This is a genomic window from Methylomonas rosea (genome assembly GCF_024505055.1).
Taxonomy (GTDB): Bacteria; Pseudomonadota; Gammaproteobacteria; order Methylococcales; family Methylomonadaceae; genus Methylomonas; species Methylomonas rosea.
The window spans coordinates 14,588-32,293 of record NZ_JANIBL010000030.1; the positions used below are offsets into that span (position 1 = coordinate 14,588).

General features: G+C 52.5%; 19 protein-coding genes and 1 other RNA gene. 10 read left to right on the forward strand and 10 right to left on the reverse strand.

What is annotated here, in order from left to right; all coding sequences use genetic code 11:
• Positions 1 to 257: 257 nt before the first annotated feature.
• On the forward strand, positions 258 to 482 hold the full coding sequence (locus NP589_RS10905; protein WP_256607004.1) for a DUF3820 family protein: 225 nt from the start codon (positions 258 to 260) through the stop codon (positions 480 to 482).
• 183 nt (positions 483 to 665) lie between these two features.
• Here NP589_RS10905 and NP589_RS10910 read toward each other — a convergent pair whose 3' ends face one another.
• Positions 666 to 923, reverse strand: a complete 258-nt coding sequence (locus NP589_RS10910; RefSeq protein WP_256607005.1) for a hypothetical protein — start codon at positions 921 to 923, stop codon at positions 666 to 668.
• Positions 924 to 1,417: 494 nt separating this feature from the next.
• On the opposite strand from NP589_RS10910, the gene NP589_RS10915 reads away from it, so the two are divergent.
• Entirely contained in the window at positions 1,418 to 2,494 is a 1,077-nt protein-coding gene (locus tag NP589_RS10915; RefSeq protein ID WP_256607006.1) for an alkene reductase, read from the forward strand.
• Between the two features lie 48 nt (positions 2,495 to 2,542).
• On the opposite strand, the gene NP589_RS10920 is transcribed toward NP589_RS10915, so the two are convergent.
• Positions 2,543 to 3,037 (reverse strand): SRPBCC domain-containing protein, encoded by a 495-nt coding sequence (locus NP589_RS10920; RefSeq protein ID WP_256607007.1) that lies wholly within the window; start codon positions 3,035 to 3,037, stop codon positions 2,543 to 2,545.
• 189 nt (positions 3,038 to 3,226) lie between these two features.
• Between NP589_RS10920 and NP589_RS10925 the strand changes: the two genes are divergently transcribed.
• Complete coding sequence (locus NP589_RS10925) at positions 3,227 to 4,441, forward strand: EAL domain-containing protein (RefSeq protein WP_256607008.1); 1,215 nt, start codon at positions 3,227 to 3,229, stop codon at positions 4,439 to 4,441.
• A 24-nt stretch (positions 4,442 to 4,465) separates the two neighbouring features.
• Here the strand turns inward: NP589_RS10925 and NP589_RS10930 are convergent, their stop codons facing one another.
• From NP589_RS10930 to NP589_RS10945, 4 genes are all read right to left on the reverse strand, one after another.
• Entirely contained in the window at positions 4,466 to 5,047 is a 582-nt protein-coding gene (locus tag NP589_RS10930) for a DUF4166 domain-containing protein (RefSeq protein WP_256607009.1), read from the reverse strand.
• A gap of 3 nt (positions 5,048 to 5,050) precedes the next feature.
• Complete coding sequence (locus NP589_RS10935; RefSeq protein WP_256607010.1) at positions 5,051 to 5,524, reverse strand: DUF2269 family protein; 474 nt, start codon at positions 5,522 to 5,524, stop codon at positions 5,051 to 5,053.
• Complete coding sequence (locus tag NP589_RS10940; protein WP_256607011.1) at positions 5,521 to 6,810, reverse strand: NAD(P)H-binding protein; 1,290 nt, start codon at positions 6,808 to 6,810, stop codon at positions 5,521 to 5,523. Before NP589_RS10940 ends, NP589_RS10935 begins: the two co-directional genes overlap by 4 nt.
• Before the next feature lie 157 nt (positions 6,811 to 6,967).
• Complete coding sequence (locus NP589_RS10945) at positions 6,968 to 7,924, reverse strand: AraC family transcriptional regulator (protein WP_256607012.1); 957 nt, start codon at positions 7,922 to 7,924, stop codon at positions 6,968 to 6,970.
• 200 nt (positions 7,925 to 8,124) lie between these two features.
• Between NP589_RS10945 and NP589_RS10950 the strand changes: the two genes are divergently transcribed.
• Positions 8,125 to 8,679 carry a Uma2 family endonuclease gene (locus NP589_RS10950; protein ID WP_256607013.1) on the forward strand — a complete coding sequence of 185 codons (555 nt, stop codon included), beginning with the start codon at positions 8,125 to 8,127 and terminating at the stop codon, positions 8,677 to 8,679.
• A gap of 125 nt (positions 8,680 to 8,804) precedes the next feature.
• On the opposite strand, the gene NP589_RS10955 is transcribed toward NP589_RS10950, so the two are convergent.
• The gene (locus NP589_RS10955) at positions 8,805 to 10,325 is read right to left on the reverse strand and encodes a fumarate hydratase (protein WP_256607014.1); all 1,521 of its coding nucleotides are present in this window, start codon (positions 10,323 to 10,325) and stop codon (positions 8,805 to 8,807) included.
• A 136-nt stretch (positions 10,326 to 10,461) separates the two neighbouring features.
• Between NP589_RS10955 and rnpB the strand changes: the two genes are divergently transcribed.
• The 5 genes from rnpB (at position 10,462) to rimK (ending at position 13,605) form a co-directional block, all read left to right on the forward strand.
• An RNA gene (gene rnpB, locus NP589_RS10960) (RNase P RNA component class A) lies at positions 10,462 to 10,811 on the forward strand.
• Between the two features lie 33 nt (positions 10,812 to 10,844).
• Positions 10,845 to 11,471 (forward strand): methylthioribulose 1-phosphate dehydratase, encoded by a 627-nt coding sequence (locus tag NP589_RS10965; RefSeq protein WP_256607015.1) that lies wholly within the window; start codon positions 10,845 to 10,847, stop codon positions 11,469 to 11,471.
• Positions 11,468 to 12,025: a 1,2-dihydroxy-3-keto-5-methylthiopentene dioxygenase gene (locus NP589_RS10970; RefSeq protein ID WP_256607016.1), complete on the forward strand. Its 558-nt coding sequence runs from the start codon at positions 11,468 to 11,470 to the stop codon at positions 12,023 to 12,025. Before NP589_RS10965 ends, NP589_RS10970 begins: the two co-directional genes overlap by 4 nt.
• Positions 12,022 to 12,696, forward strand: coding sequence for an acireductone synthase (mtnC, locus tag NP589_RS10975; protein ID WP_256607017.1), 675 nt, complete (start codon positions 12,022 to 12,024; stop codon positions 12,694 to 12,696). The genes NP589_RS10970 and mtnC overlap by 4 nt, the downstream gene beginning before the upstream one ends.
• An 18-nt stretch (positions 12,697 to 12,714) precedes the next feature.
• Complete coding sequence (gene rimK, locus NP589_RS10980; protein ID WP_192392564.1) at positions 12,715 to 13,605, forward strand: 30S ribosomal protein S6--L-glutamate ligase; 891 nt, start codon at positions 12,715 to 12,717, stop codon at positions 13,603 to 13,605.
• Between the two features lie 86 nt (positions 13,606 to 13,691).
• On the opposite strand, the gene NP589_RS10985 is transcribed toward rimK, so the two are convergent.
• The 3 genes from NP589_RS10985 to NP589_RS10995 are packed head-to-tail and all read right to left on the reverse strand — an operon-like array spanning position 13,692 to position 15,594.
• The gene (locus NP589_RS10985) at positions 13,692 to 14,102 is read right to left on the reverse strand and encodes an ExbD/TolR family protein (RefSeq protein ID WP_256607018.1); all 411 of its coding nucleotides are present in this window, start codon (positions 14,100 to 14,102) and stop codon (positions 13,692 to 13,694) included.
• 4 nt (positions 14,103 to 14,106) lie between these two features.
• On the reverse strand, positions 14,107 to 14,787 hold the full coding sequence (locus NP589_RS10990) for a MotA/TolQ/ExbB proton channel family protein (protein WP_256607019.1): 681 nt from the start codon (positions 14,785 to 14,787) through the stop codon (positions 14,107 to 14,109).
• A gap of 15 nt (positions 14,788 to 14,802) precedes the next feature.
• Positions 14,803 to 15,594: an energy transducer TonB gene (locus NP589_RS10995; protein ID WP_256607020.1), complete on the reverse strand. Its 792-nt coding sequence runs from the start codon at positions 15,592 to 15,594 to the stop codon at positions 14,803 to 14,805.
• Positions 15,595 to 15,819: 225 nt separating this feature from the next.
• On the opposite strand from NP589_RS10995, the gene NP589_RS11000 reads away from it, so the two are divergent.
• A complete protein-coding gene (locus NP589_RS11000; protein ID WP_256607021.1) occupies positions 15,820 to 17,706 on the forward strand; it encodes a potassium transporter Kup in 1,887 nt (628 codons plus the stop codon).

The window sequence follows — 17,706 nt, forward strand, 5'->3', positions numbered from 1 at the left end:
GGAACAACGCACCGCATTTAACCTTAGCAGGTCATGGGGAAGAAATTATTAACCCGACCCTTAAATATCATCGCTCCCGCGAAGGCGGGAGCCCAACGGCTATACTGGATTCCCGCCTTCGCGGGAATGACGAAGCCTGGGAATTTAAGGACCGGGTTAATAAATAGGTTAAATACTCTGTTCTCACTCTCCTAAACCTACCTTCTGCATCAGGCGACGGATCGAGCTTAGCGCTGAATAGTTACGGAAACTTATCAATGAAACCCGAAGATTTACAAAAGTTGCTTAGCGTTCCGATGCCTAACGGCAAATACAAGGGTCGCGTCATCGCCGATCTGCCCGGGCACTACCTCAACTGGTTTGCGCGAGAGGGGTTTCCGGGTGGCGAACTAGGTAGGCTATTGGCATTGATGCAGGAGATGGATCACAACGGCTTGAAACCTCTACTCGATCCGCTCAGACAAAAAACGCCTTCTGATTAATGGGTTCACAGACCTGCAGCACGTGTAGAAGCAAATTTTTTAGGCAAAAAAATTCCGACACGAGGCCGGATTGAGGGAGGAAGTTATTGCGCTGAACATCTCTGCAATAGTCACTATAGTATCAGCGTTTGCTAATGCCGAGAATGCGACATAATGTCACGTGCCACTTGGCCGAAACTCAGCTTAATGATGTCCGTGGTGACCGAAATGCCCGCGACCGTGATGGCCGCCATAGCCTCTATGGCCTCCATATCCCCATCCGCCGCGATACATGGGTACCGGTACAACCGGCGCTGAATAGCCGTAACTATAGCCATAGCTACCGTAACCATACGGCGTATACGTCGCCGGATAGGAATCGGCATAGGGCGCGTAAGCCACACAGCCGCTCAACATCGTCAGACTCAAAAAGATCAGCGCCAAGCGTATTCTAATGTTCACGACTACCAACCTCGCCGGATATTCCGGTCACAACGCGGTGCACGGATGGGTTGTTGGTAGACAAATCCTCTTACTGGCGGCAACCTGTAATAGTCTGCCGGGGCCTGATAATAGCCCACTGCGGGCGGCGGCGCGTATGTCCGATAATACGGGTTGTTATAGCTATACCCATAACTATCCCGCCGATAGTTATGATGGCGTCTATTGCCCCAGTCTCCGTCGTCCGCAAATGTTGCGCTCGAAAAGAGCAAAATGATTGCTAATAGTGTGGTCAGCCTGAACATAAACCCTCCTTATCCGGGATCTTCAGTTGCGGCTGATTGTTCTCTCTCAGGCTTAAACATCTCTTAACTGACGATTATTCTTAAGCCGAATTTTTGGGTGCCAGCTATTAATCGATGGTTCCTCATGATTTGATATTTCCATAAAATACCTGGCTGGATAGCGTGTTGTAAGGTAAAACAGCTAATAATTGCATTTAATAGGGAGACCACATGAGCAACCTGTTTGAGCCCATCAAAGTAGGGGACATCAATTTACCGAACCGAATCGTGCTGGCGCCTTTGACGCGTTGCCGGGCCAGTGCCGGCCGCGTCCCTAACGAGTTGATGGCCGAATACTACGCGCAGAGAGCGGATGCCGGGCTGATTTTGAGCGAGGCCACCAGCGTGTCCGCGCAAGGCGTGGGCTATCCCGACACTCCCGGCATTTGGTCGGATGAGCACGTGGCGGGCTGGGCTAAGGTGACCCAAGCGGTTCACGCCGCCGGCGGACGGATGTTTCTGCAACTCTGGCACGTTGGCCGGGTGTCTCATCCGGATTACCTAAACGGCGAGTTGCCCGTCGCGCCCAGTGCGATTGCGCCCTTGGGGCATGTCAGCCTGCTGCGGCCGATGCGGGACTATGTGACACCCAGAGCCTTGGATATCAGCGAAATTCCCGGCATTGTCGAGACTTACCGCCAAGGCGCGGAAAACGCCAAACGTGCCGGTTTTGACGGCGTGGAGATTCACGGCGCCAATGGCTATCTGTTAGACCAGTTTTTGCAGGACAGCACCAATAAAAGAACCGATGCTTACGGCGGCTCGGTGGAAAACCGTGCTCGTTTGATGTTGGAAGTGACCGATGCAGCCATTTCGGTATGGGGTGCCGGTCGTGTGGGTGTGCATCTCGCCCCCAGGGGGGATTCGCATACCATGGGCGATTCCGATCCTCTGCACACTTTTGGTTACCTTGCGGAGCAATTAGGTAAACGCGGCATCGCCTTCATTTTTACCCGCGAATCACTCGGAGAAAACCGTATCAGTCCTCAGTTGAAAAAACACTTCGGCGGTGTGCTGATAGCCAACGAAGGTTTCAATCGGGAAACCGCGCAGCAAGTCATTGCCGCCGGCGAAGCGGATGCCGTCTCGTTTGGGAAGGACTACATTGCCAATCCCGATTTAGTTCGCCGCCTGCAACTGAATGTGCCTTTAAATCCTTACCACCCTGAAACTTTTTATGGTGCTGCAGGCCAAGACCCGAAAATTGGCTATACCGATTACCCCAGTTTGGTAGCGGAAGTGGGATAAATAGAAAACTCGAATTAGGTATGGCCCGTCGTTCCCGCGCGGACGATCTCAATCGCTATCCGGAAATCCCGACAAAGCCTTGTCCTGCAATGACTCCAACCAAATCTGGTGATATTTGGACATCCGCTTTGGTAAAAACAGTTGGCCAAGACGCGCCAGCCAGCCATGTTGGGTTTCTTCGGTAAGTACATCGCAACCTTTCGCGCTTGGTCGTAACAGCCAGGCGTGGTAGGCGTCGACGCCTATACCCTTGGCGTCCCAAGCCAGTCGTTCATTTGGTACATACTCCAATACGGTGGAGGTAATGGTGACGCCAAACGTTTTCCAACGAAACCGTGTGCCCGGCTCAAGCACCTCACCGGCACCTTCCAGGATACGCAGATTGGCCGAATTGACGTACCAACTCGGCCACAATGGCGCCCGCACCAACCAGGCCCAAACCCGTTCCGGTTGAGCCGCCATATCCAGTTCGTTGCGCACATGCACCGGGCAATTTTGCGGATGGTAATGCTCCGGCCATTGGATGCCTGATTGATCGTTCATAAGTTAACTCTCCTGATGCTCAATTTAGGGCTCACCGGTTTTGTTGGTCGGAAACACAATCTTTAGCCAGCCACTCCGTTGCACAAATAATGCGCACTCCACGAACTAAATACAGCTATTGATTTGCTTGATTGTCGTGATCAGTCATATGATCGTCGAGGACTCACATGGCAACAAGATATTTTAGATATGACTGAATTTGTAATAAACGAACAAAGCATTTTAGACGGACTGGATAAAGACGAGTTTGTTTACTATTACCAACCTAAAGTATCGTTAATCACCGGCAAGGTCATTGGTGCGGAAGCCTTGATTCGTTGGTTGAAACCCGATGGCAGTGTCATCCAGCCCGATAGCTTTATTCCACAAGCGGAACAGTCGGGCCAAATCCGCGACATCACTTACCGGATGTTCAGCAAGTTGGCGCGCGATTTGTTGATTTTCTCGGATATAGATAGTGAGCTGGTGACCTCCTTCAATGCGACAGCTCAGGATTTTGCCGATGACCGGTTCAGCAAAATGGTCCTGGAAACCGTGGAACAGTTGCATATTCCGCCCAAAAATCTACAAATCGAAATTACCGAAACCACTGTGCTTAACGCCAGTCCGTCCGTAAAAAAACATATTCAATCGCTGTGCGAAGCGGGCATCGGCCTGGCGATGGACGATTACGGCACCGGTTATGCAACCCTGGAAACCCTAAGCCACTGGCCGTTTACCACCATCAAACTCGACCGCAGCATCGTCAACCGCATGCTAGACACCCCCAAAAATCAAACGATTGCCGAAACCTCGATCCGCATGGCGCACGAGCTGGACATTGGCATCGTCGCAGAAGGCGTGGAGTCCGATCTTCAGTATCAAATGCTGTTGGAATCCGGCTGCACCAAGGTGCAAGGTTATTGGCTGAGCCGGCCATTGCCGTTGAGTGATTTTATTTATTTCATCGAGCAGGATTTGCGTTGGTCCGGCTTGCCGATCGGCTTGATCCATATGGCCATCGTCGACCATATCCAGTGGCGGAAAAGATTGGTCAGCGACATCGTCCGCATCGCCGCCAACCCGCACCATACCCTGGACCGTAACGCCTACCAACTGCCGCTGGACTATCACGACTGTCGGCTGGGCAAGTGGTATTACGGCGCCGGTCAACACTTCCGCGGCTGTGCCGATTTCGACGCAATCGAACTGCCGCATCAGAAATTCCATAGCCTCGGTGGTCAGCTAATCGAGATCGTCAACAGCGGTGGCTCGATGGCCGATTTAACCCCCACCTTGACCGCCTTTTCCGATCAATCCGCGATTATTCTGGATTGTTTGCAAAAACTGGAACACCGAGGCCTGATGGATATGCACGCCGCACATCACGCCTGGGAAGAGCACCATTTGTATCCTGGTCTTTAGCCGCCCTTCCCGCCTATAAACTTATCAGCGATAGCGAAAGTTACCTCGGTAGTAATAATTGACACCCCACCAGGGATGGCGGATGCTGAAGTCCAGATAGAACTCGTCCTCAGAAATTGCACGTTCGCTGATGCTTGCCGAACCCACCAATAAGCAATCCGGGATGTTCAGGCGGAGTGGACCGCATTGCCAGAAATGACCATTACTGCGATAGCGCAACTCGCCGTCTTGGACGCTGACGTTCAAGCGCAAACCAAAGCCAAAGCCTATTAGTTCGACTAACTCGTGGTCAGTCGCATAACTCATCCGCGAACTGAAGCAGTCGGTTTTACCGTCCGCGTAAGTCATCGTCCGGTGCCAGTGCAACCATTCGCCGTTGGCGGCCTTGTCCACTTCGGCTTGCGCCGCCTGCCCGCGCCACAGCAACAATCCACCGAATAAATGAATCACCCAGATTAATGGAAACAGGTAAATTGGATAGCCTATCTCCATCGTACCCACTAACCGGCTTTGTTGGCCGCCGCTGATTTGATAATGTCTTTGAATCACTTCCGGCAATTGTTGCCAGTCGTCGCCCAATACTTTTTGCATCAATGATACTGACATGGCTTAGCTCCAGAGTGAATTGTGAAATACCATCAAGGTGGTGATGCCTATCATGCCGAAGAAGGCCGGCACACCCAGCCATAGCCAGATTTTGGAATAATAGTGGTACAGATATGGCAAGGTTCGGCCTTGGGCCAGTGACTCGACGGCAATATCGCGCATGCGGATCTGCAAGATCACTACCGGCAACCAACACAGCCCGGTAATTAAATACAGCACCAACGTCCACCACAGCCAGCCGTCGCCGAACGAGGCCGACAATTGCTCTGCCAATAAGACGCCGGTTAGCGGCTGGATAATCACGGTCGGCGTGGTGAACCACCAATCAGCCAATACCACATGTTTACTGGTCGTGGCGATTGCCGCATGATCGCCGCTTTTGTCGGCCATTACCTTGTAAAACACTGTGCCGGAACCCAAGCCGAACAGCACGATGGCACTGAGGATGTGGATCAATTTTAAAGATAAATACGTCATGACTGTTCTCCTTCCATTGCTCTGACCATCAACAAACACATTAAAAACGGTAGGTTTTTCAGTAGCGGGCCGAATGGGTGGAACACAAATTCCGGTAAACATGCAGCCACTGCCGCGCTGTAGCCCAGTACGATCCAAAACTGCCAAAGCATTAGGCTTCTAATCCTAAGCCGGGCTAAGGTTGCCAAACCCAAGGCAATATCCATTGCGGCCAAACCGTATAAAGCCATTGGCGCGCCGAAGCCGTTGATGCCGAGCGGTGCCAGCAACAGATAACTGAGCTGATGCGGATAGAAAAACAGCGAGGTGATACCGCTCCATAACCAGACGAAGGCAATCACGTATCGCAGCAAAGGCTTGAGAAAATACAAGCCGGCATGCCAACGCTCGGCTTGGCTGGCCGGTTGTTCGAATAAGGCCTGGTTGACGCTGGCCGGGCTATGGCCCAATAACACGCTGATTGGACCGGAATCGGAGCAATTGCCTCGATTCAGCATCGCCAAGTTGTCTTTGCTCAAAATCGGCTCGCCCAGCCATTTGCCCATACCAGCCATAGTCAACGCATACTGGTAAGGAATGGCGCACGTTTTGGCCTTGGGTTTGCCCAGGCGCCGCCTAAGCCCTTGCAGCCAGTCCGCATAAGTTATCGGACTGGGGCCGACTAAAGCCAAGCTCTGGCGACCAGACACAGCCGGTTCAAGACAATGACAAACAGCAGTAGCCAGATCTGCTATATGAATCGGTTGTAATAGCTGGCGTCCGCCATCCGGTAGAAAATGCACTGGAAATGCGGCCAAAGCATGAAACAAGCCGCTACTTTGCCCGCCCGGGCCGTAAACCAGCGACGGTTGCAGTACAAACCAGTCCACGGTCAATTCACGTAAGGCATCGTCGGCTACTTTTTTGCTGAGGTGGTAGGCTGATTTGGCATCAGCGTCGGAGCCGAGGGCGGAAAGTTGGACGATCTTTTGAATACCGACTTGCGCGCCTGCCTGGAATAAGGCAGTCGGCGCTTGGGTGTGCAATTGGGCAAAGCTTTGGTGCTTGCTCTCCGCAATGATGCCCACGCAGTTGACGATTGCGTCTATGCCTTGCAAATGCGGCAACCAGCATTCGATCTTGCCGGCCTTGGCAAAATCCAAGGTCAGCAATGTTAGTTTTGGATGATCGATCAGCAGGCGTTCGGGGTGACGGCAACAGGCCGTGACCTGGTGACCCTGTCGCAGCAATTCCCGTAGTACGGCGTTGCCGATAAAACCGGTCGCGCCGGTTAATAGAATGTTCATGGTTGTGCTCCAAATTTGAGAGGCAGAAGCAGATTAACGACAGCGATTTGGACGCACTTCCAGATTGATAGGACAGGAATAAAAATAATTTCTGCTGAAGATAAACCCATAAACCTCAACGACTTATGGATTTACAAAATGATAAAAATGGAGTTTTTTAGGCGGCGTGTGTTTTTCGATACTGTCCCGGTGCGATGCCGACGATGTCGCGAAACGCCGCGTAAAAATTAGACTGGGTGCTAAAACCCACCGACAGGCCTATCGACAATACCGACGCATTAGGTTCTGCCAATAGCAGTTTTTTCGCTGCGGCTATGCGCTGCTCGCGGATGTAGCGGGAAAAGCCTTGTTGAAATTCGGTATTAATCAGTTCGGATAATTGATGTTGGCTCAATTCCAGTTGTTCCGACAACAGGCCTAGGTTCAAGGTTTCCAGTGCATATAGTTTGTCCTGTGTCATCAACGCGTCGAGCTTGGCCAACACTGCCGCTTTATCGATATTTTTTAGCGTCGATTCCGCATAAGCTGCTTGCACAGCTTCCGACACGTCGGCGGCAATGCCGGGGAAACGCAGCAAGGTCAACGTAACCGCAAAAAATGCCAAACCGATCAAGATGCTGTAAGCGCCGATAAAGTCGGTTTCATTGAGCAAGGGCCAGATAAAACCCAACACCAACACTGCCAGCGCAATCGCAAACAAAGTCCCCAGCGCCAACAGCTCCAGATGAAAACGCCGGCGTTGTGCGCGCAGTAAATAGACCGTTTTCGCCAGCCAAAGCAAATAGCCGCTGCCGATTAAAAAAGCACCGGGCAAGGCCAGGTGGTAAGGCAAGCCAATGCTCAGCGCCAACGGTAAACCATGCAGGCCGTCCTGCCAGCGGTAGTGAACTTGAGAACGCAATAACTGCCGGCTGTAGAAATAAAAGCTGGGGGCGATGCTGTAAAGCAATAGCAAATACAGCGCAGAGTGCAGGTAATCGAATCGGCTTAGTATCCAGCCCAGATGCAGGATTTGAATGCCTGCCAAGCCGGCGATCAACAAAAATCCGGCCCGTTGCGCGGTGCCGCGCAGCAGTTCCTGGCGCTGCATGAGGTTGCCGACGATTAACAACATTGCCGCGCCTAAAGAAAATCCAATGAATAATAAAGACACAATTTGCATGGCAGACCAAACGGAAAAAATGAGTTTTCAGTTTAGACCTGGTTTTCCAGGCTGCAGAAAAGACCGCCGGCTTGGGAGCTGTGTTTGTCGATGCTATCGCTTAGTGCCACTGTTGGTTAAAATCCCGGCTAGGCGAACAAGAGGAAATACACATGGCGTTAGCGGAAAAATTAATAGTCAGCGTGGCGGACTATCTGCAAGGTGAATTGGTCAGCGAGATCAAGCATGAGTATATTAATGGCGAGGTTTATGCGATGTCAGGGGCAAAAAGGTCGCATAACATCATCAGCATGAATCTGTCCGGATTAGTTTTTGCACATTTACGCGCTACACCGTGCCGGGTTTTTAATTCGGATATGAAAGTCCGCGTGCAAACCGCCCAGGACGATTGCTTCTTCTACCCGGATCTACATGTCACCTGCTCTGCCACCGACACCGCCGAACATTACAATAGCCAGCCGAAACTCATCATCGAAGTGTTATCGGATGCTACCGAACGTTACGACCGCGCCGAAAAATTCCACCGTTACCGCAAACTACCCAGCCTGGAAGAATACGTGTTGATTGCTCAGGACACCCAGCGCGTGGAGTGTTACAGCCGCGACGAACAATGGGATTTGCGGCTTTATCGGGAAGGTGAGCAGGTCTTGTTGCAATCGATAGGCTTGGAATTAGCGGTGGCGGAGATTTATGAAGGGGTGCTTTAGGGGCAACCAGAATTCAGGGTTGATTCGAAGTCTACCATCCATGGCACTGGATACCCGCTCTTGTGCCCTGTGGGTATCCGTGCGGGTATGACGCTTATTTGAAGATCAGTTAAAAAGTAAACAAATCACTCCACAACCACGGGTATTTTCCCAATCTTCGCTTGCCAAACTTTAGGCGCGGTATTGTGGATCGACTCCCCGAGACTATCTACAGCCACTGTCACCGGCATGTCTTCGACAACGAACTCGTGAATCGCTTCCATGCCTAATTCGGGAAACGCGACGATGCGCGCCTGTTTGATGGCTTTGGAAACCAAATAGGCCGCGCCGCCAACCGCGATCAAATACACGGCTTTGTGTTTGGCGATGGCGGCTATCGCTATCGGACCGCGTTCGGATTTACCTATCATGCCCAGCAAGCCGGTTTTTGCCAACACTGTCTCGGTAAAGCTGTCCATCCGCGTCGCAGTAGTCGGGCCGGCAGGGCCGACCACTTCGTCGCGCACCGCATCGACCGGACCGACGTAATAAATGAATTTGTCTTTTAATTCCACACCGTTCGGCAAAGGTTCGCCTTTGTTCAGCAGATCAGCGATGCGCTTGTGGGCGGCATCGCGGCCGGTCAGCAAAGTACCGCTGAGCAACAAGGTTTCGCCGGGTTTCCAGTTGGCAACGTCTTGCTTGGTCAGGCCGTCGATATTGACCCGTCGCGCCGTGCTGGCGGATTGCGTGATTTCCGGCCAGTCCGATAATTTGGGCGGCGTTAATACGGCTGGGCCCGAGCCGTCCAATACGAAATGGGCGTGGCGGGTGGCGGCGCAGTTGGGGATCATCGCCACCGGTTTGTTGGCGGCGTGGGTTGGGTAATCGAGGATTTTTACATCCAGCACCGTGGTCAGCCCCCCCAGACCTTGCGCACCGATGCCTAGGGCGTTGACCTTGTCGTACAACTCCAGTCGCAATTCTTCCAGCGCGTTGCTGGGGCCGCGCGCGATCAAGTCCTGAATGTCGATAGAGCCCATGCAAGCCTGCTTAGCCAGGATCATGGCTTTCTCGGCGGTACCGCCGATGCCGATACCCAAAATACCGGGCGGACACCAACCGGCGCCCATGGTCGGCACGGTTTTCATCACCCAATCGACGATGCTGTCGGCCGGATTCAGCATCACGAATTTGGATTTGGCTTCCGAACCGCCGCCTTTAGCCGCCACTTCCACGTCCACTTTGTCGCCTGACACCAGTTCCATATGGACGACCGCCGGGGTGTTGTCTTTGGTGTTAATGCGCTTGCCGGCCGGATCGGACAGGATAGAAGCCCTAAGAACGTTATCCGGATGCAGATAAGCCTGGCGCACGCCTTCGTTGACCATCTCGGTGACACTCAACTTGGCGTCCCAGCGCACCTCCATGCCAATTTTTAAAAACACTGTGACGATACCGGTGTCCTGACAAATCGGCCGCCGGCCTTCCGCGCACATCCGCGAATTGATCAGAATTTGCGCCATCGCATCCTTGGCGGCCGGGCTTTGCTCCTTGAGATAAGCCGCATGCAGGGCCTGAATGAAATCTTGCGGGTGGTAATAGGAAATATATTGCAAGGCATCGGCGATGCTTTGGATGAAATCGTCTTGGCGGATGGTGGTCATGGCGATACCTTTGGAAGCTTGAATGATGCGGAAATTTACCACGAACCCGGCTATCGCCACTAACTGCCGCTCGGTTTTAAGGGTCGGAAAACATGTGCCGTAACTATTTTCCGGCGTTGCCTGTATAATCCTCCGCAGAGTTGGCCGAACAGTCGCCGTTTTATGCAAATAAAAGGGAGGAAAGTCCGGGCTCCATAGGGCAGGGTGCCAGGTAATGCCTGGGAGGCGTGAGCCTACGGAAAGTGCCGCAGAAAATATACCGCCTGGTTCTTCGGAACCCGGTAAGGGTGAAATGGTGCGGTAAGAGCGCACCGCGCAACTGGTAACAGGTGTGGCAGGGTAAACCCCACCCGGAGCAAGATCAAATAGAGGAGCATTGGCGTGGCCCGCGTTGCTCCTGGGTAGATTGCTTGAGCGTCAGAGTGATCTGACGCCTAGATGAATGGCTGTTCACGACAGAACCCGGCTTACAGGCCAACTCTTTCTCTTCTTTTTCTTTTGCAATCCGCAAAACATTCCATGACAGCAAAAACCGACGAATTTTTCCGCAAGGCAGATCAGTTGATTGCCGCCGGCCGCTTCATCGATGGCAAGGGCTGGGTACCCGCTACCAGCGGTAATTTCTCCGCCAAACTCAGCGACGGCAATATTGCTATCACTGTGTCCGGCCGGCATAAAGGCCGTTTAGAAGCCGACGACATCATGTTGATCGACAGCAAAGGCCGTTCCCTGGACGGGAAGAAACCGTCAGCGGAAACACTGTTGCATACTTCGCTATACCAACGTTTTCCCGAGGTTCAGGCAGTGCTGCATCCACATTCGATTAATGCCACGTTGACGGCGCGCTTGTTCAAGCATGAGATCGTGCTGAAGGATTACGAATTGCTGAAAGCGTTTACCGGCATCAACACCCATGAAACCCGCATTTCCATCCCCATTTTCGGTAACGATCAGGACATTCCCAGATTGGCCGACAAGGTGGAGAATTATCTGGACCGCCACGACCATGCAGTTTACGGCTATATTATCGCCGGTCACGGTTTTTATACTTGGGGCGCATCCGTAGACGACGCTTTGCGTCACCTGGAAGCACTGGAATTTTTATTCGACGTTGAAATTCGCCTACATGGAGTAACACGATTATGAGCGCATTAACCCTCTACCCTGCTAATCAGCCGCAAAACGGCAATACCTTCCGGGACTTTGCCGGAATAGCCGAGCAACTGCAAGGGATTGGCGTACAGTTCGAACGATGGCAGGCCGATTGCCAATTTTCGGCTGCGGACGATGCCGAGACGGTATTAAAGGCTTATGAAAGTTCGATAGACAAACTCAAACAGCAATATGGTTTTCAGTCGGTAGACGTGACTAGTCTGAACGCCGACCATCCCAATAAAGACGCGTTACGGCAGAAGTTTTTATCCGAGCATACGCACAGTGATTTCGAAGTGCGCTTCTTCGTGGAAGGCAAAGGGCTGTTTTATCTGCATGTCGGCGACCAGGTTTATGCGGTACTGTGCGAGCAAGGCGATCTGATTAGTGTGCCGGCCAACACCACGCATTGGTTCGACATGGGCGAAACCCCGGCGTTTAAATGCATTCGTTTATTCACGACCGAAGACGGCTGGGTGGCGGAGTTTACCGGCAATCCGATTGCCGAAAGCTTTCCGACTTTGGATCAATATTTGACCGCGTTATGATCAAAGCCATCGTCACCGATATCGAAGGCACGACTTCGTCGCTGTCGTTTGTAAAAGATGTGTTGTTTCCGTATGCCCGCGCCCACTTGCCGGATTTTATTAGAAACCATCGAGCGCAAACCGAGATAAAGCCATTATTGGCCGAGGCCAAGGAAATTGCCGGCGGTGAACTGGATGAGGAGGCGCTGATTGCGCAATTTATCCACTGGATAGATACCGATCAAAAACTTACGCCGTTAAAATCCTTACAGGGTTTGATCTGGCAGGATGGATATCGCAACGGTGATTTCACCGGCCATGTCTACGAAGATGCAGTGCGCAACTTAAGAAACTGGTTTGGCTTGGGCTACAAGCTATATGTCTATTCATCCGGCTCGGTGCAGGCGCAAAAACTGCTGTTTGGATACAGCGACTTCGGCGATCTCACGCCAATATTTTCCGGTTACTTCGATACGCACATTGGCGGTAAGAAAGAGGCCATTTCCTATGAGCATATTGCCGCCGAACTCGGCTTACCGGCCGAACAAATCCTGTTTTTGTCGGATATAAAGGACGAATTGGACGCTGCCCGTCAGGCCGGTTTCGCGACCTGCTGGCTGGTGCGCGAGCAGGTGCCAGATGCCGGCGCCGAACATGTTCAAGTCAGCGACTTTGACGGCATTCATCTGTAAACGCGGCACCATTAGCCTATGAAGATAGCAATCCTGTCGCGCGACGCGACGCTGTATTCCAGCGTCCGGCTGCTGGAAGCCGCCGCCGCCCGCGGTCATGAGGCCAGGGTATTGGACCCGACCCATTGTTATATGAACATCACCTCGATGAAGCCGTCCATTCATTACATGGGCGAAAATCTGGTGGGTTACGATGCGGTCATTCCCCGCATCGGCGCGTCTATCACCTTTTACGGCACGGCGGTGTTGCGGCAGTTCGAGGTGATGAACACCTTCGTCCTCAACAATTCCGCATCGATCAGCCGCTCCCGCGACAAACTGGCGTCCAGTCAATTGCTGGCCCGCAAAGGCATCGACCTGCCGATTACCGCGTTTGCTCACAATCCGGACAATATCGAAGATCTAATCGCTGAAGTCGGCGGCGCACCGCTGGTGATCAAACTGGTGGAAGGCTCGCAAGGTATAGGCGTGGTACTCGCTGAAACTCACAATGCCGCGCATAGCGTAATTCAGGCCTTCATGGGCCTAAACGCCAACATCATGGTGCAGGAGTTCATTCAGGAAGCCGCCGGTAGCGACATCCGCTGCTTCGTGATCGGCGACAAGGTGGTAGCGGCGATGAAACGTCAAGGCCGCGAAGGCGAGTTTCGTTCCAATCTGCATCGTGGCGGCACGGCCACGCTGGTCAGGCTGACTCCGCAGGAACGCTCGGCGGCGGTACGCGCCGCGAAAATCATGGGTCTAAATGTCTGCGGCGTCGATTTGCTGCGCTCCAAACGCGGACCGCTGGTGATGGAAGTCAATTCCTCGCCTGGTTTGGAAGGCATAGAAAAGACCAGCGACAAAGATATTGCCGGCTTGATGATCGAATATATTGAAAAGAATGTCGGGAAAAATAAATCCGGGTAATCGGCGACCCGGATTTATTAAACAGAATAGTTAAAGCGTTCGAGGGTAGAGCGCGGGTTGGGCAAACAAAACCCAGCCGATATTGCCTATTTTTCCAGGGTCACAAATGCCAGTTTGGAAATACCGGCATGTTGCACTGTAGCCATCACTTCCGCAACTTTGCCGTAATTTACGCCTTGATCGGCATAAATATGAATGATTAGCTCGGGGTTGCCGGCCAACTCGCTTCTTAGCGTGGTATCCAACGCCGCTAAATCGGCCACGGCGTTTTTATTCAGGGTCACGGCGCCTTGCGCGTCTATACCTAATTGCATCGGCTGCTTTTCCAAATCCGGCGTAGTGGAGGCCGTTTTCGGCAAAGCCACGTTGACCGATTGGGTCAACAACGGTGCGGTGACCAACAAGATAATCACCAACACCAACATCACATCTACCAGCGGCGTAACATTAATTTCGCTTACCGGCCCATCGTCGTCTGAGTTTGTTTTAAATCCCATGTAATTAATCCTTGTTTTTACTGGTATTGATGTTTGAGTCGCCGAAGGCGATGTGGAGAAAACCGTCGACGAAATTTTCCAGCGAAGCCCGATGGTGCTTGGCGCGACGCTGGAAGAAATTATAGGCCAACACTGCCGGTACGGCTACGGCGATACCGATAGCCGTGGCAATTAATGCATCGCCGATAGGCCCGGCTACCACGTCCAAACTGGCCGAACCGCTGGCGCTGATATCGTGCATGGCATGCATAATGCCTAGCACGGTACCGAACAGGCCGACGAATGGCGCGGTGCTGCCGATGCTGGCCAGCATGGTCAAGCCGCTTTCCATCCGGCGCTGCTCGTCCTGCGTCTGTTTACGTAAGGTTTGTTCCAGCAAGTCTTGTGGAGAGCCACGAAATTTCAGGCTGGTGCAAGTTTCCGGATGCGTCATTTCCGCCAGCCAGGCAAATCCGCAGCCGGCGATGCGGGCTTTCGGGCCGCGCGCGGTTTCCGGAGGCAGTTGTTCAGCGGCTTTTAAATCTGTAGCGTCCCAAAAAGCGGTGTTGTACTGTTTGTTATAATAATTATTCTTGGCAAACTGCCAGATTTTGAAAAAAATCAAAGTCCACGTTATCAACGAAAACACCAGCAATGTGTAAAGGGTAGCGTCGATAACCGCTTCCGGGGCTATATGGTAGGGCATTAATCTCTCCGATTTTTATTCACGCAAAGTAAAAATTATTGGCACAATCACCGAACTGGCCACCGGCGTTTCGCCGCGTTTGGCCGGAATGAATTTCCATTTTTTCACGGCTTCCACCGCCGATTCGTCAAGCATTTCGTGGCCGCTGCTATGTTCGACAGCCACCGAATCGCTCAAGCCTTCCGCCGACACCTGCACCCGCAACATCACCTTGCCCTGCCATCCGCGGCTTTTAGCAATCATCGGATATTCGGGCTTGGGGTTATGGGCATAATTGGCCCGAAAATTAGCTTCGGTAAACTGCTCGGCGTTGGTCGCGGTAGTGCTGGTTGTCGTAGTCGTCACCGGCGGATTGCTAGCGGTATTAGTTACCGGTGTCGGTTGCGGCTCGGAAACAGGCTCCACCGGCGCATATTCCGGCGCCTTTTGCACGATGGGCGGCGCTTTTTTCGGAACCGGCTTCGGCTGCGGCTTTTTCGGTGGCGGCTCTTTTTTAGGTGGCGGCGGTGCTGGAGGCGGCGGAGCCGCAGCAGGCTTTGGCGCCGACATTGCTATCATCGACACTTCCATCATCAAAGGCTGTGCCGGCGTGACTTTTTCCTCGGGTCTCAATAATTGCTGCAAACCCCAAATATGCAGCAACAATACCAGAAGGGTTAACAGCCTGAGCATGCTGGCGGGCCGCTCTTCGCCCAATAGGGTCCGCCAAAATGAGCCGGAACCGCTTGCCACCGCCGGCAGATAACCGCCGAATGACGCTAACTCTTTATTTTGCAAAGCATCCTCGTGGTTTTTAAATAAATACATATAAACTGTTGAATACAAAATTAAGCGCGATTCGAATTTAGCCGGGCATTGTAAATTAATACGTCCTAGCGCGACAGCCATCCTTACAGGAGATGACGCTATCCAACCATTCCCTACTAAGACGTTTCAGCCGTTAAAATCCCCACTGGCTGACGACGATTTCGGGCTAAATTACAATCTGTGGCATAATTTCCGCTCCCGTCTTGTATCTCCGATTCATTCCATATGCCCGTAAAACAATCCGATCATACCCAGGGACAAGTCAACACACTGGCTTTAAGTGCGATAGGCGTGGTGTTTGGGGACATCGGCACCAGCCCATTGTATGCGGTAAAAGAGGTTTTTCACGGCGGCTTGCCGACCGACGCCACCCATGTGCTCGGGGTGTTGTCCTTGATCTTTTGGGCCATCACCTTGGTGGTAACCACCAAATACGCGATTTTTATCATGCGCGCCGACAACAAGGGCGAAGGCGGCATCATGGCCTTGATGGCCTTGGCGTTGCACGGTTCCAGGGACAATCCGGAACGTAAGGCATTTATCGTCACTATCGGTCTGCTTGGCGCTTCGCTGTTTTACGGCGACAGCATGATTACACCGGCTATTTCGGTGCTCAGCGCCGTGGAAGGCTTGCAAATCGTGGCGCCGCGCCTGGAACACTACGTTTTGCCGATTACCATTGTCGTGCTCAGTGTACTGTTCTTTATCCAGACCAAAGGCACCGGCAAAGTCGGCAGAATGTTTGCGCCCATCATGTGTTTCTGGTTTGCCTCGCTGGGGCTTTTGGGTGTCGTCAATATTGTCCAACACCCGGATGTACTGATGGCGATCAACCCTTACTATGCGGTCAGTTTGTTGTTCGAACTGGGCTGGAAGGGCTTTTTAATCATGGGGGCGGTGGTGCTGGCGATTACCGGCGCGGAAGCCTTATATGCCGATATGGGACATTTCGGCTTGAAGCCGATTCGGCGTGCCTGGTTTTATTTCGTATTTCCGGCCTTGCTGCTCAATTACTTCGGCCAAGGCGCGTTGCTGATCGGCAATCCCAAGGCTGTCGAAAATCCGTTTTATTTGATGGCGCCGCACTGGGCCATGTATCCGTTGCTGATTCTGGCCACACTGTCCACCGTGATCGCCTCGCAAGCTGTCATTTCCGGCGCGTTTTCGGTAACCCGGCAAGCCATCCAACTTGGATACTGCCCAAGGATGAATATTCGCCACACCTCCGGCGACGAAATGGGCCAAGTCTATCTGCCTGCTGTCAATTGGTTACTGTTGGTCTCGGTGTTTATTTTAGTTTTGAGTTTCAGATCTTCGTCCGCATTGGCATCGGCTTACGGCATTGCGGTGACCGGCACGATGATCGTCGATACCATCCTGGCGTTTATTGTGATCCAGGCACTATGGCAATGGAACAGAGCCACCAGTATTACTTTCCTATCGACATTTTTAGTTATCGATCTATTGTTCCTGTCTTCCAACAGCCTGAAAATCCCTCATGGCGGCTGGTTGCCTCTGGTGGTGGGTACGGTGTTGTTTTTAATTATGACTACCTGGATCAAAGGCAAGGAATTATTGGCCAGATATCTGGAAGAAAGAAGGGTGCTGTTTGAAGAGCTGGACGAACGCTTGAAAGACCGGCCCCTGGTTACGGTGCCCGGCACCGCCATTTATATGGCCCGCAGCGTCCACGGCGTGCCGCAGGTGCTGCTGCATAATCTGGAGCATAACCATGTGATGCACGAAAAACTCATCGTGCTGACCATCGTGACTCGCGAAGAGCCTTATGTCGATGAAGCGCACCGGGTAAAAATCCGTATGTTCGGCGACAGCGGTAATTTTTACCGGGTGAAACTTTACTTCGGTTTCCAGGAGGAACAGGACGTGCGGCGCGCCCTGCAACTTTGCTGTCACGAAGGTTTGGATATCGATCAAAAAACCGTATCGTTTTTCATCGGCAGCGAAAAACTTTCGTTCCGTCGTAAAAGCCCGATGCCGAAATGGCGGCGTTCCTTGTTCAGCTTCTTAACGCACAATTCCAGCAGTGCGATAGAGTATTTCAAAATCCCCGTCGAACGCGTGATCGAGCTGGGGATACGCATCGAATTGTAG